General features: G+C 45.1%; 17 protein-coding genes and 1 tRNA gene. 12 read left to right on the forward strand and 6 right to left on the reverse strand.

The annotated features are described in order from the left end of the window. Positions 1 to 18 precede the first annotated feature (18 nt). From FHS68_RS16515 to FHS68_RS26675, 6 genes are all read left to right on the forward strand, one after another. Positions 19 to 747 (forward strand): DUF418 domain-containing protein, encoded by a 729-nt coding sequence (locus FHS68_RS16515; RefSeq protein WP_167272051.1) that lies wholly within the window; start codon positions 19 to 21, stop codon positions 745 to 747. Between the two features lie 45 nt (positions 748 to 792). Continuing rightward, complete coding sequence (locus tag FHS68_RS16520) at positions 793 to 1,428, forward strand: hypothetical protein (RefSeq protein ID WP_167272053.1); 636 nt, start codon at positions 793 to 795, stop codon at positions 1,426 to 1,428. Positions 1,429 to 1,446: 18 nt separating this feature from the next. Further along, positions 1,447 to 3,024, forward strand: a complete 1,578-nt coding sequence (locus FHS68_RS16525) for a serine hydrolase (protein WP_167272055.1) — start codon at positions 1,447 to 1,449, stop codon at positions 3,022 to 3,024. Positions 3,025 to 3,337: 313 nt separating this feature from the next. Next, positions 3,338 to 4,504, forward strand: a complete 1,167-nt coding sequence (locus FHS68_RS16530) for an acetyltransferase domain-containing protein (RefSeq protein ID WP_167272057.1) — start codon at positions 3,338 to 3,340, stop codon at positions 4,502 to 4,504. Between the two features lie 47 nt (positions 4,505 to 4,551). Beyond that, positions 4,552 to 6,552, forward strand: coding sequence for an ATP-binding protein (locus FHS68_RS16535; RefSeq protein ID WP_167272059.1), 2,001 nt, complete (start codon positions 4,552 to 4,554; stop codon positions 6,550 to 6,552). Positions 6,553 to 6,570: 18 nt separating this feature from the next. Continuing rightward, positions 6,571 to 10,419 (forward strand): two-component regulator propeller domain-containing protein, encoded by a 3,849-nt coding sequence (locus FHS68_RS26675; RefSeq protein ID WP_310588589.1) that lies wholly within the window; start codon positions 6,571 to 6,573, stop codon positions 10,417 to 10,419. A gap of 213 nt (positions 10,420 to 10,632) precedes the next feature. On the opposite strand, the gene FHS68_RS16545 is transcribed toward FHS68_RS26675, so the two are convergent. Next, positions 10,633 to 13,017 carry an ABC transporter permease gene (locus tag FHS68_RS16545; RefSeq protein ID WP_167272061.1) on the reverse strand — a complete coding sequence of 795 codons (2,385 nt, stop codon included), beginning with the start codon at positions 13,015 to 13,017 and terminating at the stop codon, positions 10,633 to 10,635. A 349-nt stretch (positions 13,018 to 13,366) separates the two neighbouring features. On the opposite strand from FHS68_RS16545, the gene FHS68_RS16550 reads away from it, so the two are divergent. From FHS68_RS16550 to FHS68_RS16560, 3 genes are all read left to right on the forward strand, one after another. Further along, the gene (locus tag FHS68_RS16550; protein WP_167272063.1) at positions 13,367 to 16,159 is read left to right on the forward strand and encodes an ATP-binding protein; all 2,793 of its coding nucleotides are present in this window, start codon (positions 13,367 to 13,369) and stop codon (positions 16,157 to 16,159) included. Between the two features lie 172 nt (positions 16,160 to 16,331). Then, positions 16,332 to 17,648, forward strand: coding sequence for a WG repeat-containing protein (locus FHS68_RS16555; protein ID WP_167272065.1), 1,317 nt, complete (start codon positions 16,332 to 16,334; stop codon positions 17,646 to 17,648). Positions 17,649 to 17,747: 99 nt separating this feature from the next. After that, complete coding sequence (locus FHS68_RS16560; RefSeq protein WP_167272067.1) at positions 17,748 to 18,248, forward strand: VOC family protein; 501 nt, start codon at positions 17,748 to 17,750, stop codon at positions 18,246 to 18,248. On the opposite strand, the gene FHS68_RS16565 is transcribed toward FHS68_RS16560, so the two are convergent. The 4 genes from FHS68_RS16565 to FHS68_RS16580 all read right to left on the reverse strand — a co-directional run bounded on the left by FHS68_RS16565 (position 18,233) and on the right by FHS68_RS16580 (position 22,587). Further along, positions 18,233 to 19,474, reverse strand: coding sequence for an RNA polymerase sigma factor (locus tag FHS68_RS16565; RefSeq protein WP_167272069.1), 1,242 nt, complete (start codon positions 19,472 to 19,474; stop codon positions 18,233 to 18,235). The two genes, FHS68_RS16560 and FHS68_RS16565, sit on opposite strands and share 16 nt — an antisense overlap. A gap of 44 nt (positions 19,475 to 19,518) precedes the next feature. Beyond that, entirely contained in the window at positions 19,519 to 19,875 is a 357-nt protein-coding gene (locus FHS68_RS16570) for a YciI family protein (protein ID WP_167272071.1), read from the reverse strand. A gap of 12 nt (positions 19,876 to 19,887) precedes the next feature. Further along, positions 19,888 to 20,457: a dihydrofolate reductase family protein gene (locus FHS68_RS16575; RefSeq protein ID WP_167272073.1), complete on the reverse strand. Its 570-nt coding sequence runs from the start codon at positions 20,455 to 20,457 to the stop codon at positions 19,888 to 19,890. Positions 20,458 to 20,850: 393 nt separating this feature from the next. After that, the gene (locus tag FHS68_RS16580; protein ID WP_167272075.1) at positions 20,851 to 22,587 is read right to left on the reverse strand and encodes a T9SS type B sorting domain-containing protein; all 1,737 of its coding nucleotides are present in this window, start codon (positions 22,585 to 22,587) and stop codon (positions 20,851 to 20,853) included. A gap of 257 nt (positions 22,588 to 22,844) precedes the next feature. On the opposite strand from FHS68_RS16580, the gene FHS68_RS16585 reads away from it, so the two are divergent. Next, the gene (locus FHS68_RS16585) at positions 22,845 to 24,170 is read left to right on the forward strand and encodes an amidohydrolase/deacetylase family metallohydrolase (RefSeq protein ID WP_167272077.1); all 1,326 of its coding nucleotides are present in this window, start codon (positions 22,845 to 22,847) and stop codon (positions 24,168 to 24,170) included. A gap of 110 nt (positions 24,171 to 24,280) precedes the next feature. On the opposite strand, the gene FHS68_RS16590 is transcribed toward FHS68_RS16585, so the two are convergent. Continuing rightward, positions 24,281 to 25,684 carry a Gfo/Idh/MocA family protein gene (locus tag FHS68_RS16590; RefSeq protein ID WP_167272079.1) on the reverse strand — a complete coding sequence of 468 codons (1,404 nt, stop codon included), beginning with the start codon at positions 25,682 to 25,684 and terminating at the stop codon, positions 24,281 to 24,283. A gap of 157 nt (positions 25,685 to 25,841) precedes the next feature. Between FHS68_RS16590 and FHS68_RS16595 the strand changes: the two genes are divergently transcribed. Both FHS68_RS16595 and FHS68_RS16600 read left to right on the forward strand, forming a co-directional pair. Beyond that, a tRNA-Leu gene (locus FHS68_RS16595) sits at positions 25,842 to 25,923 on the forward strand. Between the two features lie 124 nt (positions 25,924 to 26,047). Beyond that, positions 26,048 to 26,530, forward strand: coding sequence for a hypothetical protein (locus FHS68_RS16600; RefSeq protein ID WP_208408333.1), 483 nt, complete (start codon positions 26,048 to 26,050; stop codon positions 26,528 to 26,530). Positions 26,531 to 26,532: the final 2 nt, after the last annotated feature.

Below are 26,532 nucleotides of genomic sequence, written 5' to 3' on the forward strand. Positions count from 1 at the left end.
GCCCTTGAAAACCAAATAATGCAAAAAACGCTAAGCCCTACTACTGTCACCGAACGCCAAAGCCTGCTAGACGTACTGCGCGGCTTTGCTTTACTCGGTGTGCTGCTTGCCAATATGGTATCGCATTCCGGCTACTTCTTTTTATCGAAAGCTGGGAGGGAAGCATTGGGAACAACCGAAATCGACCATTACGCACTTTCCATGTTCCTGGTTGGTTTTTATATCTCAAAAAACATGATCTATGGGAATGTCCAGGCTTTTCGTCCGCTCATAAAAAAGGTGATGATCTGGGGGGCGGTGATCGGGATCCCCTGCAACATCGTGCTGGCTGTGATGATGACCACGGAAGCTTATTATGAACTTGAACCGATTGGAATCATTCAGCCGATCGTATATGCATTAGGTGTACCGGCACTATGCCTTTTTTATGCCGCCGTATTTGCTTTATTATTCGAAAATCCTACTTGGAAGCAGCGGTTAATGATTTTTGCGCCAGTCGGTCAGATGGCGCTCACCAACTATCTGATGCAATCGGTGATTTGCGCATTCATTTTCATGAGTTATGGATCAGCCTTAGAGGCACAGCTTGGCCCGGCCAAGCTTGCGCTCATCGCATTTACAATTTACATTGCTCAGCTCATTTACAGTTCGATATGGCTGCACTATTTCCGCTACGGCCCGGCGGAATGGCTTTGGAGATCATTGACTTACCGAAAATGGCAGCCGTTTCGGAAAGAATTGTTTTAACCCTTTCAACCATCCCGTTTATGAATATCATTGTTTTCAAATAATATGGAAAAATCTTATAGATATCTCGGCTATTATTTACTGCTATTCATACCCTTAATTTTCGCAGCTTTTTACAAATCCTACCTCGTAAAATTTCCACATTACGAGATCAATTTTGACAATACTATCCATATCCACGCATTCCTGGCGTCGCTATGGGTGCTGATGCTGATTGTCCAGCCTTTTTTAATTGTCAATAAAGAACTAGCCTGGCACCGACTGGTCGGTAAGTTGTCATATGTCGTTTTTCCTTTGCTCATTCTATCCTTTATTCCGGGAATTGCTAAGCTGATCAATTCAGGAGAAACGATCTTTATTTTTTTCCCAATAAGCGATTGCCTTTACATGATCGTACTTTATTCACTCGCCATTTTCTATAAAAAGAAATCGCCGAAACACATGCGATTTATGATCGCTTCCTCGCTGGCATTATTAGGCCCGACGATTGGAAGAATTTTCCCAAGATATTTTGACATGAGTGAAGTGGATGCTCAAACCGTTCAATATGCAATTACATTTTCTATTTTATTCGCATTGATACTAATGGATCGAAAAAATAAAAGAGATTATAATCCCTATTCAATTGCAGCAGGTTTAGTTGTGATCCATGCAGCAGTATTTTATTTTCTATTTTTATAAAAAAGAAGACGAAAAATCATGAAAAAAATAACATTCCCCCTCCTCCTTTTTCTCCCCTCCCTCCTTTTCCTCATATTATTCAACAACCAAGTAAAAGCCCAGCTATCTTCCAAACAAGTTGATTCCCTGGTGCAGAAAGCGATAGAGAAATTTAATGTGGCTGGGGTAGCGGTTGCGATTGTAAAGGATGGGAAAGTGATTCATGAAAAGGGTTATGGTGTAAAGTCTATTGAAACTAAAAAGCCGGTTGACGAGCATACCAATTTCCAGATCGCTTCCAATAGCAAGGCGTTCACCGCCGCAGCCCTGGCTATTTTAATTGATGAAGGAAAGCTGTCCTGGAATGATAAAGTGAAAACCCACATTCCCGAATTCAAGATGTACAATGAATATGTGACCGAGAATTTTGCGATTGCGGATTTGCTATGTCACAGGAGCGGACTGGGTTTAGGTGTGGGCGACCTGATGTTCATCCCCGACGGGACGGATTTTACGATCAAAGATGTGTTAACCAATTTTCAGTATTTCAAGCCCGTTTCCGGATTCAGGACGCAGTTTGATTACGACAACCAACTTTACATTGTCGCCGGTGAAGTGATCGCACGGGTAAGTGGCATGAGCTGGGGGAAATTTGTGGAAACAAAAATCCTGGCGCCGCTTCAAATGAACCAAACATTCACTACGCCAAGTGCTATCAAGGACAAAACTAACCTGGCAACGCCGCATTCGACCGACGCGGGGCCAATTCGGACCATTGCATTGTTTGGGGATATGATCAATGGTGCGGCGGGCGGCATTTTATCCAATGTAAATGATATGTCAAAATGGGTATTGATGCAATTGAACAAAGGAAAATACGGGAGCAGTTTAGAAAAACAACTTTTTGCTGAGGCGAGACAACGTGAAATGTGGAAGATCCATACGGTAACGGGGATCAACCGCGATCCGCGCTACAATCAACATTTCGGCGGCTACGGTTTAGGGTGGAACTTAGCCGATGTGAAGGGAAATTTGCGGGTATCGCACACGGGAGGTTTGCCGGGCATGTTGTCCAATGTCACAATGATCCCCGACTTCAAATTGGGTGTTATCATTTTAACAAACACCGAAAGCGGCGGCGCAGGGCTATTTCTTTCAGTGAACCAATCGATAATCGACAGTTATCTTGGCCTGGACAAAATCGACTGGCTGGAACGCTATGGCAAAGACTTTCAGGCGCGCAAAGGCAGTGCGGACTCTGTGACGATTAAGGTTTGGCAAACCGTGTCTGCTGCCAAAAACACGCCAATTAAATCGGCGGATTATGTAGGCGTTTATGAAGATAAATGGTTTGGCAAAATCGAGATATTCTTAAAGGGAAATCAGCTGTGGTTCAAGGCATTAAGATCACCCAAACTGAACGGCCCAATGCAGTTTTACAAGGCCAATACCTTTGCCATCAAATGGGAATACCAGGATATGAATTGTGATGCGTTCGCAAGTTTCAGTCTGGATGAAGAAGGTAAGGCGCAATCTATCAAAATGAAAGGCATTTCGCCCAATATCGATTTCAGCTTTGATTTTCATGATCTGGATTTGCGGAGGGTTGGGAAGTGAAATATGTCATCCTGAGCGCCCATTTTTGTCATCCGACGCGCACAGTTTTGTCATCCTGAGCGCCCATTCTGTCATCCTGAGCGCCCATTTGTCATCCTGAGCGCCCATTTGTCATCCTGAGCGCCCATTTTTGTCATCCTGAGCGCCCATTTTTGTCATCCTGAGCGCAGTCGAAGGACGCCACTGGTAAGTACAATGCCAAGAGGACATGGTGTTGGTAAGGAACGTGCTTCGACTGCGCTCAGCATGACAATTGGTAATTCGCATGACACGTAGTGCCCAGCATTCAAAAAAATGTGAAATAAAAAGCAAAATGACCCTTCATACTTCCAGACCCCGCATCCAATCGATTGACCTTTTGAAAGGGTTGGTAATGGTGATTATGGCGCTTGATCATACGCGCGATTACTTTCATCAATCGTCAGCGCTATTCGATATGACCAATCCTGCCCATGCTACTGTACCGGTGTATCTGACGCGCTGGATCACGCACTTTTGCGCGACTACATTCAGCTTTTTGGCAGGGATATCAGCTTATATGTCTGGCAAACGAAAGACCAAGGCCGAACTTTCCAGCTTTTTGATCAAGCGCGGGCTTTGGCTGATATTTCTGGAACTCACGGTGGTGTCGTTTGCGTGGTATCTCAACATTCATTTCAAAAATGTGGATCTGGCAGTGATCTGGGTGCTGGGGGCGAGTATGATTTTCCTGGCTGGCTTCATCCATCTTCCGAAGAATGCAATTCTCATTATTTCATTGTTGATCATCTTTGGACATAACATCTTAGATCAATTACATTTTGAAGGCAGCATTCTTTGGGCAATCATTCATGAAGTGTATTCTGTAAAACTTACCGATACCCTCACACTTACGATCGTTTATCCTCTAATCCCCTGGATTGCCGTGATGGCATTGGGCTATTATTTCGGACAATTTTACGATGCCGCTTTTGAAACAAGTCGAAGGAAAAAGCTTTTCACCATGATCGGTTTCTCTGCGATCATTGCGTTTGTACTGATCCGATGGGCAAATGTATATGGAGATCCGGTAGTGTGGCAACATATGCAAACCACAGGGCGGACGGTCATGTCTTTCATGAACCTCAACAAATATCCGCCTTCTCTTTTATATCTGTTGGTAACGCTGTCAATGGCATTCCTGTTTCTGGCCAATTCCGAACAATGGCGCGGAAAGGTTGTTGATTTCTTTTGCGTATTCGGGCGCGTACCTTTTTTCTATTACATCTTACACCTGTACCTCATCCGCGTCCTCGGCCTGATCGCCGCAGAGTTGACTGGTCATGGCTGGGAATTGATGGTGCAGGAACAATTTGATGTTGACCTCAAAGATTTCGGGTTCAACCTCGTGATCGTTTACTTCATCTGGATCGGGATCATTTTAATACTTTATCCACTTTGTAAATGGTTTGATAAGTATAAACAAGCCCATAGGGAACAGTGGTGGCTTAGCTATTTATAACCAGCTGAAATTCCGATATTTATGGTATTGCTCAACCTCCTTTACTGATGACAAAATTGCTGACTTTTCTGAGCCTGGTCTTCTGTTTTTCGATTGGCTTGCGAGCCCAACCGGGAAATGTGGACAGTCTCAAACTGTTGCTCAAACAATTTCCGCAGCAAGATACCTTGCGGGTGCAACGTTTGAACGGGCTCTCTTTCCAATTGTCGCGTGTGGACCCGCTGGAATCACAAAAGATTGCCAATGATGCGATCAAGTTGTCCAAACAGCTGCATTATACGGCTGGCGAAACTACCGGGATGCTCAATATAAGCCTCGCTTACACATCCCAGGGCAACTACGTACCTGCGTTAAAGGTTGGCCTTGCCGCGCTGGAACTGGCAAAACGCACGGGAAACAAGAAGTTGGAAGCGCTGGCCTACCTGGGACTTGCCCATACTTACCAGCGATTGAGAAATAATGCTCAGGCCCTTCCTTATGCCATGCAAGCCCTTAAACTAAGCCGCTCAATCAACGATTGGCTCGGAATCAGAAGAAGTCTGAATATTCTCGGCACGATCTACGCCACGGCGGACAACCTGCCGAAGGCGATCGATTATTACAAACAGGCCCGGCAAGCTAGTGTTCAGGATAACGATCTTTTTTATGTTGCGACTATGGACGGTAACCTGGCCGAAATCTACGAGTTGCAGGGTAAATACGACCTTGCTTTTTCCCTGTCATTGCGGACGGTTCGTTTCATGGAAACGACCAATCGCCCGACAGTTGCCGCCGAATTTAAGCTCATTCCGGCTACTGCCTTCCTGCATACCGGCCAGCTGGACAGTGCGATCATTTATGCAAAACAAATATTACTGGTTACCGAGCCGCTTGGTATCAGGAACCAGAGCCGCGATGCGCATAAAATCATGGCCGATGCCTATGCCGGTCGCAAGGATTATGCCCGCGCCTGGCCACATCTGCAAAAGTATGAAGCTTACCGCGATAGTCTCGCCGGCGAAGAAACTACCCGCCAGGCAGCCGTGCTCAAGTATCAGATCGAGCAGGAAAAAGCCAGAAACCAGATTGAAAATTTAAAAAATGATCAACAGTTACAGGCACTCCAACAAGAAAAAGCGCAAAATGAAGGAAGGGTTCTGACCTGGTCACTGATCACCGGATTGGTTATTTTTCTGGTGATTGGAATGATACTCTACCGAAATAACAGGCAGAAGCAGCATGCCAATGTTGTTTTGCAAGAAGAAAAACAAAAAGTGGAAGACACGCTCGATGAACTGAGAGCAACTCAGAAACAACTCATTCAATCCGAAAAAATGGCTTCGTTGGGCGAGCTAACCGCCGGTATCGCTCATGAAATTCAGAACCCGCTAAATTTTGTAAACAACTTCTCAGAAGTAAGTTCTGAGCTGATCGAAGAAATGAATGTGGAAATCGAAAAAGGGAATTTGGAAGAAATAAAAACGATTGCGAATGACATCCTGGAAAATCTTGAAAAAATAAACCACCACGGAAAGCGGGCCGATAACATTGTAAAGGGAATGCTGCAACACAGCAAAAAAAGCAGCTCAACCAAAGAGCCAACAGACATTAATGCATTGGCGGATGAATATTTGAGGTTGGCTTATCACGGATTTCGGGCAAAAGACAATGCCTTTAATACGACGTTAAAAACAGATTTTGATGAAACAATCCTTTTGATTTCCATTATCCCGCAGGATATAGGAAGGGTTGTTCTAAACTTATTGAACAATGCTTTTTACGCCGTTCACCAAAAAGTACTTCTTGGGTCTGGCTATGAACCGATTGTGACATTGAGCACCAAAAAACTGGGCGATAACGTGCTTATTAGAGTGCAGGATAATGGCAGCGGTATCCCGAAAAGAGTGTTAGACAAAATCTTCCAGCCTTTCTTCACGACCAAGCCCACCGGGCAGGGAACAGGATTGGGCCTATCGCTCAGTTATGATATTGTCACAAAGGGCCACGGTGGAACCCTGCAAGTGGAATCTGCTGAGGGCGATGGAAGCACATTCGTAGTTAAATTATAATTCAACGTACCCTTATCAATGAAAAAAGTTAAAAAAGTGACCCTCAAACACCTTCTACCTTGCCTTCTGCTATTGGTAGCATCAGGTATGAACGTAAGTGCCCAAATCACCATCGATCCCGAATATCTTTCAGTGGCAAATGGGATTGCCTCGCCGACGGTGAACGATATTCTCCAGGACCATTATGGGTTACTCTGGCTCGCCACCGGAAACGGTTTGCAGAAATACGACGGTTACCGTTTTGAAACCTTCAAAAATGTGCGCGGCAAATCCAATAGTCTGCAGAACAATAACTGCTGGGATCTAATGGAGGATCCAGACCACAACATCTGGGTGAGCAACGAACAAGGTGTGTCTTATTACGACCGGAAGAAAAAAGAATTTGTCAATTATAACATTGGCACCATATTCAGAAATATAACGGGAAGCGGAGCGGGCAGATCGTTCCGGATGATAACAGACAAAAAAGGGCAGGTGTGGGTGACTACAGGCTTGCTAGAACTTCTGAAATTAGACCGCGCCTCCCAAAAATGGGAATACGCAAAGTACGAAGGCGACAGTATCAATCAGCAGTCTCACCAGGGAATACTTCTGGCCATTACCCAGGACGCAAAAGGTGGTATCTGGATAGGCTCGGCAGTTTACGGCCTTATGCATCTTGCGCCCGGTGACGACACTTTCAGGTTCGTGCAGCCACATTTATTTGGTCATCTTAAAACTGATTTCAACCAGATTTCGGCCCTTTACTTCGATGTGAACAACATCCTCTGGATCACCGCATCCGATGGGGTCTACAAGTACGACCCGGCGCTGGGCACTCTGAAAACGATCAAAATATATACCGAGGGTATTCAGGGCGGCTGGGCGAGCTGGAACCGGATCGGAGCAGACCCTTCCGGAAATATCTGGGTTGCCAATAACTTTCACGGGATACTTAAATTTAAAGGAACTTCCGACCAGTTCGAAGAAGTAACCCTGGCAGGAAAAGTGAAGGTTCCAAAGCATGGCTGGAACATTACGCTGACCAACTTTATGGTGGATCGCGGCGGCGTGTTCTGGTTTGGAAGCTTGGAGTTCGGGTTGCTCAAATACAATCCGGTCAGCAAACCTTTTTCAGTGATCGCGCGAAAAGATGGCGACCCGACCGGTATTTCCGGTATTCCGTATAGCCTGCTCGCGTCCAAAGCCAAGCCGGGGACATTGTATGTGGGTACAAAAGGTTACGGTTTATCGGTTTTTGATACAAAAACCCAAAAAGCACAAAAGGTCACATTTGATGTCGTAAACGATATGTACGGCGGCTCTGTCAGGTCTATTGCGGAAAATGACGACGGAACATTGTGGGTAGGTACCTGGGGTGACGGACTGCTCAGGCTGGACAAAAATTACAAGGAAGTAGAACGATACAGTTACCAATACAAAAGCCGGGAAGGTATTGCTTCCGGTAAGGTGCGGGTGATCAAGCCGGATCAGAATGGTCGCCTGTGGCTGGGAACTGCCGACGGCCTGGATATATTCGATCCCAAAACAGAACAGTTTCAAAATGTGGTCAGCACCGATCACTTGAGCTATCCGCAGGAGCTGGTTGATGAGATGGAAAAACTGTCCGAAACCGGTCAAAAAGTGGCAGGAATTGAGGGTGTGACAGAGATGCAGAATAAATCCCGGAAAGTGGAGATCAAGTCTGCGGGAAAATATGCGGTGATGGCCGTGGGAGAGGGTGACCCGGCAGGTCCGGCAGATTACGGATGGATAGAGGGCGCGCCAAAGGATACGATCTGGAAGATGGCGTCTTTCGCGCAATCCATGCACGCGGGTGGAGCGGCGAAAAACAGGATCGATATTAAAATACTGGACCTCCGGCCAGGAAGTTACACGCTTCGCTACACGACCGACGATAGTCACAGCTATGGAAATTACAACGAGCCCGGGCCTGACGTGAGCTCTGTTTATGGTATGCGACTGGTGAAGCTGACGGACACGGACGAGGCTTTCCTTGAAAAACGGTTGCATCCTGAACAACTGCGTGAAAAATCGATTACGGGCAGTGATATTATTGATATTGAAATCGGCAAAAAGTATGTTTGGGTGGGTGCGCTCGAAAAAGGTTTTAACCGCATCGACCCCATTTCAGGTGAGGTTAAACATTTTATGCACGATTTGAAAAACGAAAACTCGCTGGCTGACAATGCTATTGCGGATATCTTTGAGGATGAGGAGGGAATCGTCTGGATCACCAACCGGGCCGGTTTGAACAAATTCGATCCCAGGACCGAAAAATTCACACTATACAGCGAAGCCGACGGTTTGCCGACAGACAATACTGTTTCGCTCTTGCCCGGGCAAAAAGGGGAAATTTGGATATCCACTCAAAACGGACTTTCTCAAATGATTACCAATAAGGCTTTGGGTAAGGTGATGTTCATCAATTACAATTCCGCCGACGGTCTGGGCAGCGACGGTTTTGGTACTTACCTGGTGGCTGCAAAAACTGCTGACGGCCAATTTTATTTTGGGGCCGACCACGGGTTAACCAGTTTCAAAAGCTTTAAAGGAAACGATACCCCGCCACCTATCATCATTTCAAACCTGCTGATTTCCAATAAATCTGTTTTGGATATGAAGGAAGATTCGCCTGTAAAAGGCGATCTGCTGAATACTGAAAGCGTAATTTTCGCTCACGATCAAAACAATATTGGTTTCGAATTCGCTGCACTGCATTATGCCAACCCTTTGAAAAATCAGTATGCACATATGCTGAAAGGTTATGACAAAGATTGGATTTACGACAACCGGAATTTTGCCAGTTACACCAATTTGGAACCAGGAGACTACGAATTTATGGTGCGTGCTTCCAATGCTTATGGGGTTTGGAATGAAAAAGGAAAAATACTCAAAGTGACCATTCTGCCTCCTTGGTGGCGTACCTGGTGGGCCTACGCAGCATATGTGATCGTTTTAGCATTGCTGATTTTTAGTGTTAACAGATATATGCGGGAACGGATCAAAACGAAGGAACGCGAAAAAAGCAGGGAAAGGGAATTACAGCAGGCACGGGAAATCGAAAAAGCCTACACCGAATTGAAAGCCACTCAAAACCAGCTGATCCAATCGGAAAAAATGGCGTCGCTTGGTGAACTGGCAGCAGGTATTGCACATGAGATCCAAAACCCGCTGAACTTCATCAATAACTTCTCGGAACTGAACCAGGAGCTGTTAGACGAAATGAAAACCGAACTGGCCAGCGGCAATGTTAAAGAAGCGACAGGGCTTGCCAACGATGTAATCCAGAACCTGGAAAAAATCAATAACCATGGAAAACGCGCCGACTCAATTGTAAAGGGAATGCTGCAGCACAGCCGGAGCAGCAGCGGTATCAAGGAACCGACGGACATCAATGCATTGACCGATGAGTATATCCGGCTGGGTTACCACGGTTTACGTGCAAAAGACCAAACCTTTAATGCAGCCATTAAAACCGATTTTGACCCCTCCCTTGAAAAAGTGGGAATGATCCCTCAGGACATTGGACGAGTGGTTTTGAACCTACTGAACAATGCTTTTTATGCGGTCCAGCAAAAGCAGAAAGAACTTCCAGAGTCTGATTATGAACCTACTGTGACAGTGAGCACCAAAAAAACGGCCAATAACGTACTGCTGCATGTGCGGGACAATGGTAATGGTATCCCACAAAGAGTGGTAGATAAAATCTTTCAGCCTTTCTTCACGACCAAGCCCACCGGGCAAGGAACCGGATTGGGGTTATCACTAAGCTATGACATTGTAACTAAGGGACATGGCGGAGAATTAAAGGTTGAAACCAGTGAAGGAAAAGGCTCTGTGTTTATGATTATATTGCCTATATGAAGGATCGATAGCAAAAACCCGGACGAGTTAAGGGAATTAGCAATAGTCCCGCAAAATATGGGAAGAGTGATCCTGAACTTGCTGACCAATAGTTGCCACGAATGCACGAATGGGGCACGAATAAAACCCCATATTTGTGCAAATTCATATATTCGTGGCTTGGCATTTGACAATTCATCGAGAAACACCAGCGCCTAGAATAAAAATGCGGATTTATTCGGAACGCAATGATTTCACCGGATTCGCCAAAGCTGCTTTCAAGGATTGATAAATCACAGTCAGCCAGCAAATGACCAATGTCAAGGCGCAGGCGGCAACGAAGATCCAGGGACTGATGTCGGTTTTAAAAGGAAAACCTTGCAGCCAGCGGTCCATGGAAAAATACGCGATCGGGATGGCGATGGGGAATGAAAAGAGCACCAGTTTGGTAAAATCTTTGGATAGCAGCATGACCACGCTGGAAACGGAACCTCCCAATACTTTTCGCACACCAATCTCCTTCACCCTTTGTTCGGTGGTAAACGTCGCCAGGCCAAACAATCCGAGGCAGGCGATCAGGATGGTCAATGCTGAGAACGCAGTAAAAATCTGTCCGCGAAGCTCGTCGGCGCGGTAGGCCGACTGGAAATCCTGGTCCAGAAAACGGTATTCAAACAAACGGGCCGGATAGGCTTGTTGCCATTTCTGGCCAATGTAAGCCATCGTTTCCTTTGTATTTTTTGTGCTGACCTTGACGTGAATGACCGGGTTCGCCCTGCGATAGATCATAATCAGAGGTTCAATGGGATTATAAAGCGACTGTTGGTGAAAATCCTTTACAACACCAACCACCAAGGCGGTCGGTGGCGGGTTTTTTCCATCGGCAGGTACTGTTCCCAGCATAATCTTTTTACCGATCGGATCTTTCCAGTTCATCCGTTTCACCACAGCTTCATTGATCATCACGCTATTGGCCGTATCAGCTGGCAATTCATCCGAAAAATTTCTGCCCTGAAGCAGCTTCATTCCCATCGTTTTCACATATTCATGATCCACCAATGTTGGTTTAAAAGCCATTTCCTTCATTCCCGTACTGGATTCTACGGTGAAAATAACACGTCCTCCAATGTTGCTAACCGGCGATGATGCCGACGCAACACTCTTCACATTTGGATTATCCAACAAATCCTTCCGGAACGCATTATACCTGGCTTTCGGTTGCTCTCCCTGAAAATCAATCGTTAAAACCTGATCCCGGTCGTAACCCATATCCTTGTTGCGCATGTAGTTCAGCTGCTGGTACACAATCCAGGTACAAATGAGCATGACCATGGAAATAGAGAATTGGGTAACGACCAGCGCTTTCCTGAAAAAACTGCCTCCTCTTGCTTTAAATGACCCTTTCAATACATCTGCCGGCTCGAAAGCGGATAAATAAAAGGCCGGATAACTGCCGCTGATCAGGCCTGTAAAGGCTACAATAGACAATCCAATGATGATGAACTTTGGACTCAGTAATTCCATATAGCCAATTTCTTTACCCGAAACCGTATTGAAGAACGATAGCAATGCGGCTACCAGGATCAGACTGGAAACCAGGGATATCATAGTTATTAATACCGATTCGGTCAGGAATTGGGCGATCAATGCACCTTTTAGTGATCCCATTACTTTTCTTAAACCTACTTCCTTTGTACGACGGGCCGATTGGGCTGTCGCCAGGTTCATATAGTTGATGCTGGCAATGAGCAACATGAAGAATGCAATGGCGCTAAAAGTATACACATACCCAATGTCGCCATTGGTTTCACCATCAAATTTGGAATAAAGGTGAATACTCGTGAGCGGCTGCATCTGGTAAGTAATATGGATGCCCATCCGCTTGAATATGGACGACATATACTTCTCATAAAGTCCTGGAAAACCGGCTTCCAGTTTTTTGATATCCGCATTTTTTGCCAATAGCAAATAACTGTTGATGTAAAATCCACCCCAACCGTCGGCGTTCCGCTGGTTTGCATCAAGCGACATCAACGCATTGAATGTCATGTGGGAATTTTTCGGAACATCCTTGATTACACCAGTTACCTTATACGAAGTGGTATCGTCGGTGCGCAAGATCTGTCCTAATGCATTTTCCTGGCCGAAGAACCGTTTCGCAACTTTTTCTGTCAGCACCACACTGCCAGGTTCGTCCAATGCAATTTTAGGATCGCCTTCCAGGAATTTATAGGTGAAAATATCGAATATCGTAGAGTCGGTGGAGTAAACATCTTCCTCATAAAAGCGCTTTTCACCGAGCTTGAACATGGTGCGTCCCCGGCCGAAAAACCGGACGTAACTCTCTACAAAAGGATAATCCTGCTTTAATGTTTTGACCAGTGGAGGCTGGGTGCTCGTCCATTTATTGATCTTGTCCGGCTCCCGGATGTAGGAAACAATCCGGTAGATCCGATCGGCCTTTTCATGATAACGGTCGTAACTTAGTTCATCCGACACATACAAAAACAGCAGCATGCCGCAGGTAACGCCAATGGTAAGACCAAGAATGTTGATCAGGCTGTAAAATTTATCCTTGACGAGATTGCGAAACGCAAGTTTCAGGTAATTTTTTAGCATAAGAATAAGATAAAGGGATAGAAGGAAGCTGCAACTTTCATGCCTTGTGGTAACTCTCATATTGCTAGATAGTTACAGAATTTCTTCAATTTTTTCTGTCCGAAATTGAACACTCCTGTACGCCGGTGAACGAAGCAATTTTGCAGCACGCTACTGCTGATCTTTGATTCGGGCTAGCTATTAGTACAGTATTCTCGTTGCATTGAAGGATAATTTTGTTGCATTTGACATTTAAAAGGCTTAGCCAAGCAATTCTGAATCCTGGAAACTGATAACTTGCAGATTCCAATGAACAATAGGGTAACAACTCAGGATTGTCGGTCGAAGCAGTCCAATTTATTTGTGAGTTATGATCAGTGCATTTTTATTAGCCATCAAAAAAAAGACATTCCTTTTCTTCGCAGTCTGCATTTGTATGACTGCCCTTTTCTTCACCCCGGGATATTCCCAGCTCAAATCGGTTGAAGGACTAAAAACGCAGCTCTCGAATCATGAACAGGAAGATACCATCAAGGTAAACCTGCTGAATGAGCTCAGTTACCAGGACCAATGGTATAACTTTTACGGATCGCTGGCATATGCAGAAAAAGCATTGCAGATTGCTGAACGACTGTATTACAAAAAAGGGATCTCCATCGCCAGGCACAGGATCGCCCATTGTTATTGGGCACTGGGAGATAGTGACCTGTCTATAGACCAGGCATTGAAGTCGGCGAACATAGCCGTGAAGGAACGCTTTTATTCCGCCGCCGGGGAAAGCTACCGGATTTTGGCCATCAACTACCGCGATCAGCAGGACCTTGCCAAAGCCCACATGTACATTCAAAAAGCAGAGCAGGCCGCTGTCAAATGCGGTAATTTTGATTTGCTTTCCAGAGTATACAACACTTGGGGCGTAATTGAATATACCCAGAACGAAGATGAACTTGCGTTGGCCCGCTACACCAAGTCCCTGGCGATTGTGGAAAGTCATCATACCCTCCGGTTTCATTTATCGCAGGTTTATTCCAACATTGGGGAAATGTATGCGAAGGAAAAATATAATGATCCGAAGCTGGAATCGTACTACTATGAAAAAGCATTGTCTGTCGCGAGGAACACCCGGAACAGGTCTGCCGAGGCAGCCATTCTGAATAGCATTGCAAAAACATTGATCAGAAAAAACAGGTTTGCGGAAGCCAATGAATATCTGAACCAATCCCTGACGCTTGCAAGGGAACTGAACGTAAAAAGGATCATCAAAAATATCCTGCTGACTTTTATAGACCTGAAAGTGCGGCAGGGTAAATCGGTTGACGCCCTGGAATATGTTGAAAAATATTATGCGGTGCGCGACAGCCTGCTGAACGAGAAGAAGACCCGGCAGATTGTGGAAATGGAAACCCGTTTCGATACGGAAAAAAAGGAACAGATGATCCTGTTTTTAGAACAGCAAAAACAGATCCAGACAATCTGGACAAATATCTGGATTATCGGTTCGCTGTTTCTGCTAACTGCAATTGTACTGGTTTATAGGTTACATCGGCTGCGGGCCCGTAAGGCCAAGCAAATGCTGGACGTCCAAACCGAGCTTAACAATAAACTCAAAGAAACCGACCAGTTGAAATCCAGGTTTTTTGCCAATATCTCACACGAATTCCGTACGCCCCTTTCGCTGATCCTGGCGCCCGTTGAAGAAATGATCACCTCCTCGTCATTGCTGATATCTGATAAAAACAATCTCCGGATGGTCCGCAGGAATGCAAACCGCCTGCTCGACCTTGTAAACCAGCTTCTGGATCTCTCAAAGATCGATGCCGGAAAAATGAAGCTTCAAATGCAGGGCGATGGATTGCAGAATTTCCTCCAGGTGTTGGTCGCATCTTTTGATTCTTTTGCCGAAAGCCGCCTCATTCATTTCAGCAAATCCATACAGGTGCCTTCGCGGAATGCGTGGTTTGATAGGGATAAATTAGAGAAGATCATTAGCAATATCCTGTCCAATGCATTCAATTTTACCGGTGCTGGCGGTTTTGTGACCCTTTCCATCCAGGTGACTAATGATTTCGCTGATATGCTGATCGAGGTTACGGACACCGGCAAGGGTATTCCAGCAGAAGATCTGCCGCATGTTTTCTCTCCATTTTACCAAACCAGACGCATGACCGATGACAGCCAGCCCGGATCTGGGCTGGGACTGACGCTCGTTGCTGAACTCGTGAAACTGCACAAAGGGAAAATCAACCTGAAAAGCGAATTGAACGTCGGCACGACCATTTCGATCACATTACCATTCCGAAAAGAAGATCTGGATTTTGAAGAAGTAATGAGCGTTGCTCCTGCAAAACTGGTAAATCCCGAAGTTGAGTTTAACGAATACATTACGGGTAAAGCAGAGGTCAATGCGCACGGATCTGAATGCATTCTGATCGTGGAAGACAATAAGGAACTGCGGAGTTTCATTGCCTCCTGTTTTGACGACGATTTTAGGATTTTACAAGCGGAAGATGGCGAAGAAGGCCTAAAACTGGCCATCGAGAAAGTGCCTGACCTCATTATTTCGGATGTTATGATGCCAAAAATGGATGGGGTTATATTGACCGAAAAACTAAAAACTGACGACCGCACAAGCCACATCCCCGTCATGCTGCTCACCGCGAAAACCAATGCCGATTCGCGCATGGATGGTTACCGGAGCGGCGCAGATGATTATCTGGCCAAACCCTTTTCCACGGAAGAATTGCGCGTTCGGGTGGCAAACCTGATTGAGTTACGGAAAAAACTGGCTTCAAAATACCGGAGAAATTTATTGGCACCAGCGGAACCGAACAAAATGGTTTCGCTGGATGACAAATTCATGATCAATTTAAGCACACTTATTGAGGTACATCTCAGCGATCCTTCGTTCGGCGTTGAGCAGCTGGCGGAGGAAATGTGCATGAGCAGGACCCAACTTTTCAGGAAGGTAAAAGCATTAACAGACATCTCTCCCAATGAGCTGATCAATGATATTCGATTGCAGCGCGCAGCTGAAATGATCCGTTTCAAAGCCGACTCGCTTACGCAGATCAGCTACGCCGTGGGTTACAACGAGCAGTCGTATTTCGCGAAACGTTTCAAACGAAAATTCGGTGTTTCTCCCAGTGAGTATGCCAATCCGTGATCAGGATTTTCTCAATTTCTGTGAGTAATGAATAAATCCTTACTGGAAATTTCAAGGATAATTTTAGTAAAAAAAATAAAAGCATTAAAACCGGCCCCGGTCAGATTAAGTAGGTGCGGTTTTTTATATTAGCTGTTCATTTCCAATCATCTGACCAAACTCCTCTTTTTGAATGTTTCAATCGGCTTCCCGGTATATTCCTTTTCTTTTAATCCTCCTGAATGTTCCCCAGGCAATTGCGCAATCCTGGCTTACCGAATATAAGGAACACCGCAAGTTCGACGGAGGTTATATCGTCAAAAAAGTAGCCATTCCTTGCCGGTCTTATGAAGCTTACCTGGTTGACGCAAACGGTAAAAAGCTGACGCCTGCCTTCCGCGATATTGCTGATTTTTACGATGGACTCGCCGAATTTGTACCTATGCAGCAGGATTTGGAAGGCTTTGGTCTTCACGGTTTTATCAATAAAAAAGGGGAAATTATTATCAATCCCATTTACACAGGCACTGATCATTTTCAGGATGGAAAAACCTGGGTTATTTACCGCGCCGGGAAACAATTTGGCTTATCATACATTGATACACAAGGGAAAACGATTTATAAAGTTCCGATCCATTATTTCAATAAAGATTTTATGATTTCCAAAGCAGAGGTGAGATTCCTTTGCAGCCGGGATACCAGAGAAGATGTGATCTGGTGGCAGAAAAGGGACTTTTTCATCCTGAATTTCAATTTTAGCCCATTCATTGAGAATGAGATCAAGAAGTCAAAATTCATTTACCATTTCCTTTATAAGGGCAAATACGGCATCATTGATAAAAACATGATCCTGAGAGTGCCGGTTTCGTTGGACGATATTGATCCAACTTACGAATTTTCAGGCCAGGGAATGGAAAGGGTGAAATATGGGGACAAATATGGTTATATCAATGTTTTCAACGGCGATATTATTGTCCCTTTTATCTATTCCGATACCCGCAAGCCTACTAATGGATTATTTTGGGTAAAAAAGAATAATAAATGGGGCTGTATTGACAAAACCGGTAAAACCAGAATTGCATTTCTATACGATGAAGCCACTGGGTTTACTGCCGAAGACCGCTCGGCAGTGGCCATCAATGGAAAATTTGGGCACATTGATAAATCCGGAAAAATAAGAACGCCGCTCAAATACGATTTCGCTTCGTACTATAATCACGGCCGTTCTATGGTCAGGATTGATGATAAATATGGCTACATTGATACCACAGGCCGGTTTATCACAGAGGCTATCTATGACGAAGCATTGCCTTTCGATAAAGTGACAACCAATGTCGAACGCTCCTGGCTGAGGTATCAGTTGGCGCTCGACGGAAGTGAAAAGTTAGTTGGCTTTTCGTACAAGCTCAATGCCGTTTTCATCCTCATCGCATTGTTCATCTACGTCCGCATTAACAGCTTCCTTTTTAATCGCTTCAAGAAAACAAAAGCATTAAAAGCCCAAAAGTAATTTGGCACAATTCCCCCTCTGATTTGTCGGTTTTGCACAGTGCCGAGAGAATCGATTGATATTAGTTTTGATCAATCAATTCTAAAACATATCTCACCCATGGCAACTAAGCACAAACTTTCCCCGAATTTTTGGTTTGATAACCAGGCCGAAGAAGCTGCAAATTTCTATGTTTCGATCTTCAAAGATTCGAAAATCACAAAAACTACCTATTACGGAAATGTTGGCAACGACATTCATGGCCAAAAAGCAGGCAGCGTAATGACGGTTGAATATGAGATTGAAGGTCAGCGGTTTGTAAATTTAAATGGCGGTCCCGTGTTTCGATTTAACGAATCCATTTCTTTCATCGTGGACTGTGAAACCCAGGAAGAAATCGATTATTACTGGGAGAAACTCGGAGATGGCGGCGATCCCAAAGCGCAGCAATGCGGCTGGCTTAAAGATAAGTTTGGCGTTTCCTGGCAAGTTGTTCCAGTGATGCTGGAAGAAATGGGTTCTAATCCCGACGATCCAGGATACCTGAGGGCATTCGGAGCGATGATGCAGATGAAGAAAATGGATATTGCAGCGCTCGAAAAGGCCTACCGCGGAGAATAACGCGAGTACTCAATTTTCTTCTGTATCGCGCGCTTTTCGCTTTCCGTTTTGGCCATTGAAAGTGCTTTTTCAAAATGCTGCTGGGCTGCTTTGTTGTCAATTCCACTGTAAAGCTCGCCCAGCAGCAAATAATAAAAATGGTTGTCTGTTAATCCCAATTTCACCGCTTCCTTAATCGCTACTCCCTTTCCTTTTGCTTTCGATAATGCATAAGTCCGGTTCAAAGCTGCTATGGGCATGTATTGGATTTGCAGGAGCCGGTTATAGTACTGCAAAATGCTTTCCCACTTTTCGTTCGTATCCGCTTTTTGGGTATGCCAATAAGCAATGCCTGCTTCCAGATGATACCTGGATAACCTGTCGCCACCCGCAGCGCAATGCAGAAAATAGCCACCTTTACTGATCAGATCAGTATTCCAAAGATTAGTATCCTGCTCGTCGTACAACACAAGCTCACCATCACCATCCAGCCGCGCAGCAAAGCGCGAAGCGTGAAAGCACATGAGAGATAGCAATGCATTGACTTGCGGTTTGTTGGTCAACTTATTTTCAATCAACATGGTACATAAGCGCATTGCTTCCAGACAAAGCTCCTTCCGCAGCGTTTCATTTTTGCTGACAGAATAATATCCTTCATTGAAAAGCAGATAAATGGTGGTTAGGACTGGCTCCAACCTATCTTCAATGTCGCCTGGAGCGGGAAGTTCGATGGTGATTTTTTCTTCCCTGAGTTTTTCCTTTGCTCGCAAAAGTCTTTTATTGATGGTATCCTTTCCCGTCTGAAACGCATCGGCGATTTCTTGAATACCGAAACCGCATAAAATGCGGAGCGACAAGCCAATTTGTGATTCAGTGGAAATGGCGGGGTGACATACCGCAAACATCATTTGCAACTGGCTGTCGTTAATATTCTGAGGCGAAAGATCAATGTCCATCTCCTCGAAATCCGAAGCATTTGTTATGATCTCAGGAAGGATCTTTTCTTGGAAAATGGCATTCCGGTGCAGATGATTTTTCGCTTTATTCTTCGCAACGTTGTAAAGCCAGCCCGCCGGATTGGCCGGCACCCCTTCAATTCCCCAGGACTGAGTCGCTGTCAGAAAAGTTTCACTTGCAATATCCTCCGCAGTTTCCATATCCTGAAAACCAAAGCGGCGGCACAACACAGCGACAATTTTCCTGTACTCAGTCCTGAAAAGATGCGGGATCAAATCCAATTGCTCCATCTTGGGTCCCCGGGCCGAAGCCCGGGGGTAATTGATTTACAATTTTACTGTTGTTGATGCAAGGCTGATATTTTTCGGATTTCTACTGAATTTCCGGGGCCATTCAGGATTGGACAGGCACTGGCCAGTTCAGTTGCTTCTTCCAGGCTTGCCGCTTTGACGATAATGAAACCGGCAATCGATTCCTTAATCTCTACAAATGGACCGTCAGTTACCACATCGCCGTATTTGAGGACTTTCCCTTCCACAGACAAGCCTTTACCTCCGCTAAATTTATTTTGCGCTGCTATCCCTCCTACCCAATCCTGGTATTGTTTCATATAATCCTGCATTTGCTCCGGCGACGGCTGCGCGTCTTTGGTGAGCAGGTCCAGACGCATAAAAATGATGTATTCGTCCATTGTTCCTAATGTTTATTTTGTGATTGACATTGGGACATAATTAAGCAAAACCACTCCGCTATCAAAGGTTTTGGTATCCACCAAGTTAAGGTCGAGTTTGCTTTTAATCCCAGTGAATAACGGTGTACCCTCTCCTATTGCCACTGGATCGATCATAATCCCAAAATGGTCTATCAACCCTGCATCTGCCAATTGAGCCACAATGCTTCCGCTGCCCAATATGGTCATTTGCACATTCGGATCAGCTTTAAGTTTCTTGATCTCTTCAATCAGGTCGCCTTTAATCAACCTTGTATTCTCCCAATCAACGGATTCCAAAGTTGTTGAAAACACGATTTTAGAAGATTCGTTCATGCCTTTTGCTACTTCCGGCATACTTTCCAATGCCATCGGCGAAGGCCACCAGCTTGCCATTTGATCATACGTGGTTCGACCAAATATGAGTATTGATGTCCGCGATTCCATTTTGTCGGAAGCGAAACTGCTTTCCTCCCCTCCATGCCGATGCCAGCTGATATCTCCATCGGCCCCTTTGTAAAATCCATTCAATGTCAAAAAATTAAATGCGCTTAACGTTCCCATGTTTTTAAAGTTTTGCTAATGTAAATAGTCGTTTCACGATCATTACAAATGAGAATGAAGGAATGGGACATGGGACATGGGGTTGAGACAGGCTCAACTGGGAACCGCTGTCTTCGTCTGCCCCTGTTAAAATAACGAGTGACATACTGATTGGAAAGCGATTGTCCAAGGATGAGCTAGCTAAAAATGCCAATCATAGCACCAATTTTAAAATTCCTTGACATTCAATTACCCCGGATATCAATTAAGATTCAAGTTTTTCTCACCTGTTACCAAATACCACTACATTTTGAGAGCAGAATGTCACGAAGGTTAGGTTTTTTTAGCGAGACCTATCTGAGTCTTGATGAGGTGCAATAGTCAGAAAGCCTAAAATACCAGCTCAACTTTCCCCTACCGCAGCAAATTCACAACCCCATTGTGATCAATCACCGTTCCATTATTAAGCTCCACTTTAATTTTATACGGATATACACCAGCCGCTGAGAGCAGACCCTGGTAGGTGCCGTCCCAGCCTGAGGATGGGTCGGAGAAGGGGAAATTGGTTTTACGGAATATAATCTCACCCCAGCGGTTGTAAACCGTCATTTCCCGGATCATTTTCACGCATTTATTGCCGTAAACAAAAAAGATTTCATTCATCTCGTCTTGATTGGGTGAAAATGCCTCGGGCGCTTCAATGCCGCAAGGTTTTACATACACTTGTACTTTGGCATTCTTTTCACACACTGCATTCGGATCGGTAACTTGTAAAAGAAACACGGTCGAAGCCTTGGGTGAAGCCCACGGACTAGGGCAATTGGTACAGGATAACCCAGGTTGCTGCCAGTAATATCGGTATTCGCCCGCGGGTTCGACCAGCGATTGTACCTGCACGCTGTCGCCCTGCGTAATGGAGAGTGTCGAGGATACGGACAAGTCAATGCTGATCACTTCCAGAATGGTGGTAACAATGCTGTCGCAACCGGTGACTTGCCGGATGTTTCTAATATAGGTTCCGGACGTTGCGAAGGCGGTATCCCCTACCACAAGACTTTCTCCTTCACAAATACTAATATTTTGGGTGTAATTCCCCACAGGATTTACTTTGAGCGTCAGTGTAACCGTACTATCGCAGACATTGCTTTTGCTTACATTCCTAACAAATGTACCGCTTGTGCGATACACCGTGTCACCCACTGCAACTGATTCGCCCTCACAAATCGTGTCCGAAATCATTGCCCCAGTCTTTTTAAATGTCAGGGTATAGTCCAGCTTCAATGCGCAAGATTCATCCAGACTGCCCAGCGGCGTTAGTTTAACGTCATATTCATCACCCAGGCGGGCGTTAACCTGCACATTTTGAGTGGTTTCGCCATTGTTCCAAAGATATTTGCTGAATCCAGCGGGTGCCATTAATGTAAGAAAACCACTTTCATCCGGACAATTGGAGGCCGCTTTAATCTCTGATTTTAAACATTCCGCGTCAAAATAAGCATAACCATAATGCCGCATCCTTGTACAGCCATGTACCGTAACGACAATGCTAAGCGTTTTGCCCACAAAACTTCTAAGGTCAATCGCGCCGGTAGTCCAGTTACGGTATTGAATATCACCCGACGATTCAAAGCCATCGACGGTATTGGCGCCCTGCAATTGGATGTTATAGGCGCTGCATGGAAGTTCCTCTCCGTTGCTGTCGAAAATCAGAATATCAAAACCCGGCTTTTGATAGGGCTGGTGATTAGCTCTTCCATCGAGTCCGGTATTTTGCAAGACTACCGCGAATTTGTACTGGAACAAGGTATTGTCAGGCGTTACCTTATAACTAGCGTGTATCCTGCTAAAATGCCCTCCTTCTACGACATTTCCAATACGAATGGAATGTTTGCTTCCAGGAGCAACCATGGGAATGGAAGGAACCTTCGGATCGTTACCATCGCTGATGCTAGTCACATAATGTTCGTTGCTGTGCGTACCGGTGATCTCAGGTGAGAAATTTGTCTTCTGATTTTCATCGGTCACAGTACCGTAACCCAGCACCCAGCCTGCTGTGTTCCCCTGATCAAAACCTATATTATTGCAATCCACCTGCGCCAATGCAGGATATGAAAAAAGCCAGACAGTCAGCACACGTATAAATTGTTTCATCAAATAGCAGTTTGCACTACAATTTACGCATTTTGTAACCACCTCGTTGCAATTCAATTTATTGAAAAAAGAGGATTATAAACAAAATAATAGGAGACAATCATAAAAGTTTGGGACTTTGCCTCGAAAACAATGCTTTAAATGGGCCAGATGCGCTTTTCTTATCTTTTAAAGCAGTATTTCGCAAGATCACAGTACTTCTTATCTGTTGCGGTCAAAAACAATTTTCTGTTTACTAACTAAACCATTAACCGATTATGAGCGTACGCACTTTTCTGCCCTTTTTGCTTCTTTTAATGCTAGTGCAGCAAGCCCGGTCTCAGGAAAAAAAATACAGCATTGTAATTAAAGGCGGGCACGTGATTGACCCAAAAAATAACATTGACACGGTCATGGATGTGGCGATTGAAGGTACGCCCGGCGGTACCGATGGAAAAATCGCGCTGGTTGCCAAAAACATTGATAAAAACCTTGCGGTTCAGGTGGTGGATGCCAAAGGGCTTTACGTTACACCTGGGATCATCGATATCCACGTCCACTACTTCTGGGGAACCGATTTAAAAGGGACCTACCGCAACGGCCCGAATGCATTGCCCGCAGACGGATTTACTTTCAGGTCGGGAGTTACAACGGTTGTTGACGCAGGGAGCTCGGGTTGGAAAACCTTTGAAACATTCAAAAAACAAACCATTGATCTTTCCAAAACACGTGTACTGGCAATGCTAAACATTGTAGGCGAAGGTATGGCGGGAAGTAAATTTGAAAACAGCGTTGAGGAAATGGACGCGGCAAAAACCGCCGAAATGGCAAAAAAATATCCTGACGACATTGTTGGCATTAAGCTTGCGCATTTCAGCGGCCATGACTGGACGCCAACCGACCGCGCATTGGAAGCAGGCAAACTCGCCAATATTCCTATTATGGTCGATTTTGGCAGTGCCAATCCAGTTTTATCCCTTGAAGAATTGTATCTTAAAAAATTCCGGATAGGTGACATCTATACGCATTGTTTTGGCGGAAACAGCAATAACAGTGGAAAGGGGCGGGAATCTATTGTGGACGCTGTGGCAAAAAAGGTTAAACCTTATGTGATCGAAGCGCAGAAAAAAGGCGTCATTTTTGATGTGGGCTTTGGCGGTGCTAGCTTTCTTTTGGCGCAGGGACAACCTGCGATTAAGCAAGGTTTTTATCCAAACTCCATCAGTACCGATCAGCATACCAGCAGCATGAATGGCCCGATGAAAGACATGAACAACATTATGTCATTATTTATCGCAATGGGAATGGATTTAAAAAGTGTCATCGCCGCGAGTACCTGGAACCCTGCAAAAGAAATTAAAAAAGAAGAGTTGGGAAATCTTTCTGTGGGCTCGCCAGCCGATGTTGCGGTACTCAATCTGCGCGACGGAAAGTTCGGTTTTTACGCACGGGATGGAAAAATCGAAGGCAAAAAAAGGCTGGAAACGGAATTGACGATTAAAGGCGGAAGCATTGTTTACACGCTCAATGCCTTGGTTGATCCGATTAACCTGCCGCCTCGCACACGTCCGGATGCAGCACCTGCGACCCCTGCTCGCCCGTGACCATTTTGCTGCAAAAAAGCCCCGGATTGAAACCCGGGGCACTGGATTGGTCAGGTCTCTGGCCATTTTTTGACTTTGCCAGTGCCGGTGTTGTCACCGGCAACATATCGCTAAACAGCCTTCACAATCTTCATTTCCTCAGGATTCCAGTTCACGACTGTATTTTCAAAGTAACTCTTATTGGAGAGCAAAGCCGGTCCTGCCGCACGCATTCCAAAAACGGCGTGCTCCACAATGGTTCTTTTACCACGCATGGCATCGAAAAACAATGCAAAATGGTCGAGACGGTCGTCATAACCCTGCGGAGCTTTGTATTCCTCCGTTTCTGGTTCAGACATCTCGGTAATTGCAGGATATTTGGTTTGGTATTCGGCTAGAAACTTTTCCTGTAACTCTTTTGGGAATGTATCAATGGTGTAACCCGGCGCTTTTGCCATTTTTTTCTTCTTAACGGTCACCGTATTTCCCTGCAATGTGATCTGCCCGTCGGTACCTACAAAACGGAACCCTGATCCTCCGCCCGACCCGTCGGCAAAATTTACCCGCAATGTCAGGTTGAATGCGGGGTGGGATGCGGTTTTGGGATAATCATAAATACCTACCATCACATCCGGTACATCGCGGCCATCTTTCCAATAGCGAAGCCCACCGCTAGTCATTATACGCGTCGGGCCTTTGCTGTCCAAAATGTAGTGCATACCTGAAAATAAATGCACAAAGAGGTCACCCGCTACGCCAGTTCCATAATCCTGGTAATTTCTCCACCGGAAGAAACGAAGCGGGTCATAGTCCATTTTTGGGGCCTTATTGCTCAGGAATCGGTTCCAATCCACGGTTTGCGGCGAAGCGTCCGGCGGAATGGAATATTGCCATGCTCCCTGGGCGGAATGCCTGTCATAATAAACTTCCACAAAATTCAACTCACCGATTGTACCGGCTTTGTAAAGCTCTTTCACTTTGTTATAAACAATGGAACTTACGCGTTGGCTACCAACCTGAAATACCTTTTTTGAATCATTCTGGGCCTTGATCATTTCATACCCCTGCTCGATCTTGTGAACCATCGGTTTTTCACAATAAACAGCCTTTCCGGCTTTTAATGCTTCAACTCCGATCTGAGAATGAAGATGATCAGGCGTGGCGAGAATGATCGCGTCGATATCTTTTCTGCCCAGTATTTCGGAATAATCGCGCGTGGTCTGAATGTCTTTTCCAAAAAGCTCTTTGGCACGGACCAGGTGGCCATCGTAAACATCCGCAACTGCCATCAGTTTGACGCCAGGTATCATCAGGGCGGTACGGGTATCCCCCATGCCCATGATGCCGGTACCGATACATGCAATCTGAATCTGATCATTGGCAGCAATTTTTTGGTTCAGCCAGGGCAATTCGTGTGAATGAGATTTCACCGATTTCCCTGCGAGCATGTCGTGCAGAGGGCTGGCAGCCAGGATAGCGCCACCTGACAATTTTTTGATAAAGTCCCGTCTATTTTTTTGAGAATGATGAGGCATAGGAACAGATGTATAATGTTGACAATTACAAACCATGAAAATACTATTATTCGGGCAAATCGGGGGCATTAGGCGGCAATAAATCATCTTTCCCAAAAAACATCCGGAAGCGACTTGCGCCAATTGAGATTAATATTACTTTTGCATCCTCATCCTCGGCCAGGTGGTGAAATTGGTAGACACGCTACTTTGAGGGGGTAGTGCCTTCGGGTATGGGAGTTCGACTCTCCTCCTGGTCACAATGCAAACGGCATCCGGAAATTCCGGATGCCGTTTTTTTATACCTCAATTTTTCATGAAGTTTCAATTTTATCTGAATATCTCTAACTTACGATATATTCAACGCAAGCCCCTCATAATCACTTGAAAGATTTCTCCATCAAAAAGGCAATCTGGATATTTTTTTTTCCTGCCAGCCTCATACACCTCAGTGATGCAGCCGTTGCCCAATGCAAACAAAGACTGAGCGAATCGACGAAACGGAATGTCACGTACCAGGATATTCCGCTTCAAGGGAAGCATGAATATCTCACATTTTCAAATTCGGGACGGGAGAAAATGTTTAGCTATCACAATGAAGATATCGATCTGGTCTTCCACGTTCAGATGTTCACAGAAATCAGGTTTTTCTCATCGAAAGGTGATTTTTCGCTCTTCACAACCACGTCCGACCGAACACGCTGGAATCGTTGCTTTACCCTTTCAGCCCCGCTAACTTCGCGTGAGCTCGAAAAAATGAAAGGTATCTTCAAAATTGAGATCATTCTTCCGGAAGATCACAAAGTTTTTAGTTTTGACACTAATAAGATTAATATGCTTGAAAAAGCCGTTGCCTGCCTGTTCTAATT

The sequence above is a fragment of the Dyadobacter arcticus genome, assembly GCF_011762185.1.
Lineage (GTDB): Bacteria > Bacteroidota > Bacteroidia > Cytophagales > Spirosomataceae > Dyadobacter > Dyadobacter arcticus.

Bases quoted from the DNA above. Each gene is read 5' to 3' on its own strand.
- FHS68_RS16515 (WP_167272051.1), top strand. From the start codon at position 19: ATGCAAAAAACGCTAAGCCCTACTACTGTCACCGAACGCCAAAGCCTG.
- FHS68_RS16520 (WP_167272053.1), top strand. From the start codon at position 793: ATGGAAAAATCTTATAGATATCTCGGCTATTATTTACTGCTATTCATA.
- FHS68_RS16525 (WP_167272055.1), top strand. From the start codon at position 1,447: ATGAAAAAAATAACATTCCCCCTCCTCCTTTTTCTCCCCTCCCTCCTT.
- FHS68_RS16530 (WP_167272057.1), top strand. From the start codon at position 3,338: ATGACCCTTCATACTTCCAGACCCCGCATCCAATCGATTGACCTTTTG.
- FHS68_RS16535 (WP_167272059.1), top strand. From the start codon at position 4,552: ATGACAAAATTGCTGACTTTTCTGAGCCTGGTCTTCTGTTTTTCGATT.
- FHS68_RS26675 (WP_310588589.1), top strand. From the start codon at position 6,571: ATGAAAAAAGTTAAAAAAGTGACCCTCAAACACCTTCTACCTTGCCTT.
- FHS68_RS16545 (WP_167272061.1), bottom strand. From the start codon at position 13,017: ATGCTAAAAAATTACCTGAAACTTGCGTTTCGCAATCTCGTCAAGGAT.
- FHS68_RS16550 (WP_167272063.1), top strand. From the start codon at position 13,367: ATGATCAGTGCATTTTTATTAGCCATCAAAAAAAAGACATTCCTTTTC.
- FHS68_RS16555 (WP_167272065.1), top strand. From the start codon at position 16,332: ATGTTTCAATCGGCTTCCCGGTATATTCCTTTTCTTTTAATCCTCCTG.
- FHS68_RS16560 (WP_167272067.1), top strand. From the start codon at position 17,748: ATGGCAACTAAGCACAAACTTTCCCCGAATTTTTGGTTTGATAACCAG.
- FHS68_RS16565 (WP_167272069.1), bottom strand. From the start codon at position 19,474: ATGGAGCAATTGGATTTGATCCCGCATCTTTTCAGGACTGAGTACAGG.
- FHS68_RS16570 (WP_167272071.1), bottom strand. From the start codon at position 19,875: ATGGACGAATACATCATTTTTATGCGTCTGGACCTGCTCACCAAAGAC.
- FHS68_RS16575 (WP_167272073.1), bottom strand. From the start codon at position 20,457: ATGGGAACGTTAAGCGCATTTAATTTTTTGACATTGAATGGATTTTAC.
- FHS68_RS16580 (WP_167272075.1), bottom strand. From the start codon at position 22,587: ATGAAACAATTTATACGTGTGCTGACTGTCTGGCTTTTTTCATATCCT.
- FHS68_RS16585 (WP_167272077.1), top strand. From the start codon at position 22,845: ATGAGCGTACGCACTTTTCTGCCCTTTTTGCTTCTTTTAATGCTAGTG.
- FHS68_RS16590 (WP_167272079.1), bottom strand. From the start codon at position 25,684: ATGCCTCATCATTCTCAAAAAAATAGACGGGACTTTATCAAAAAATTG.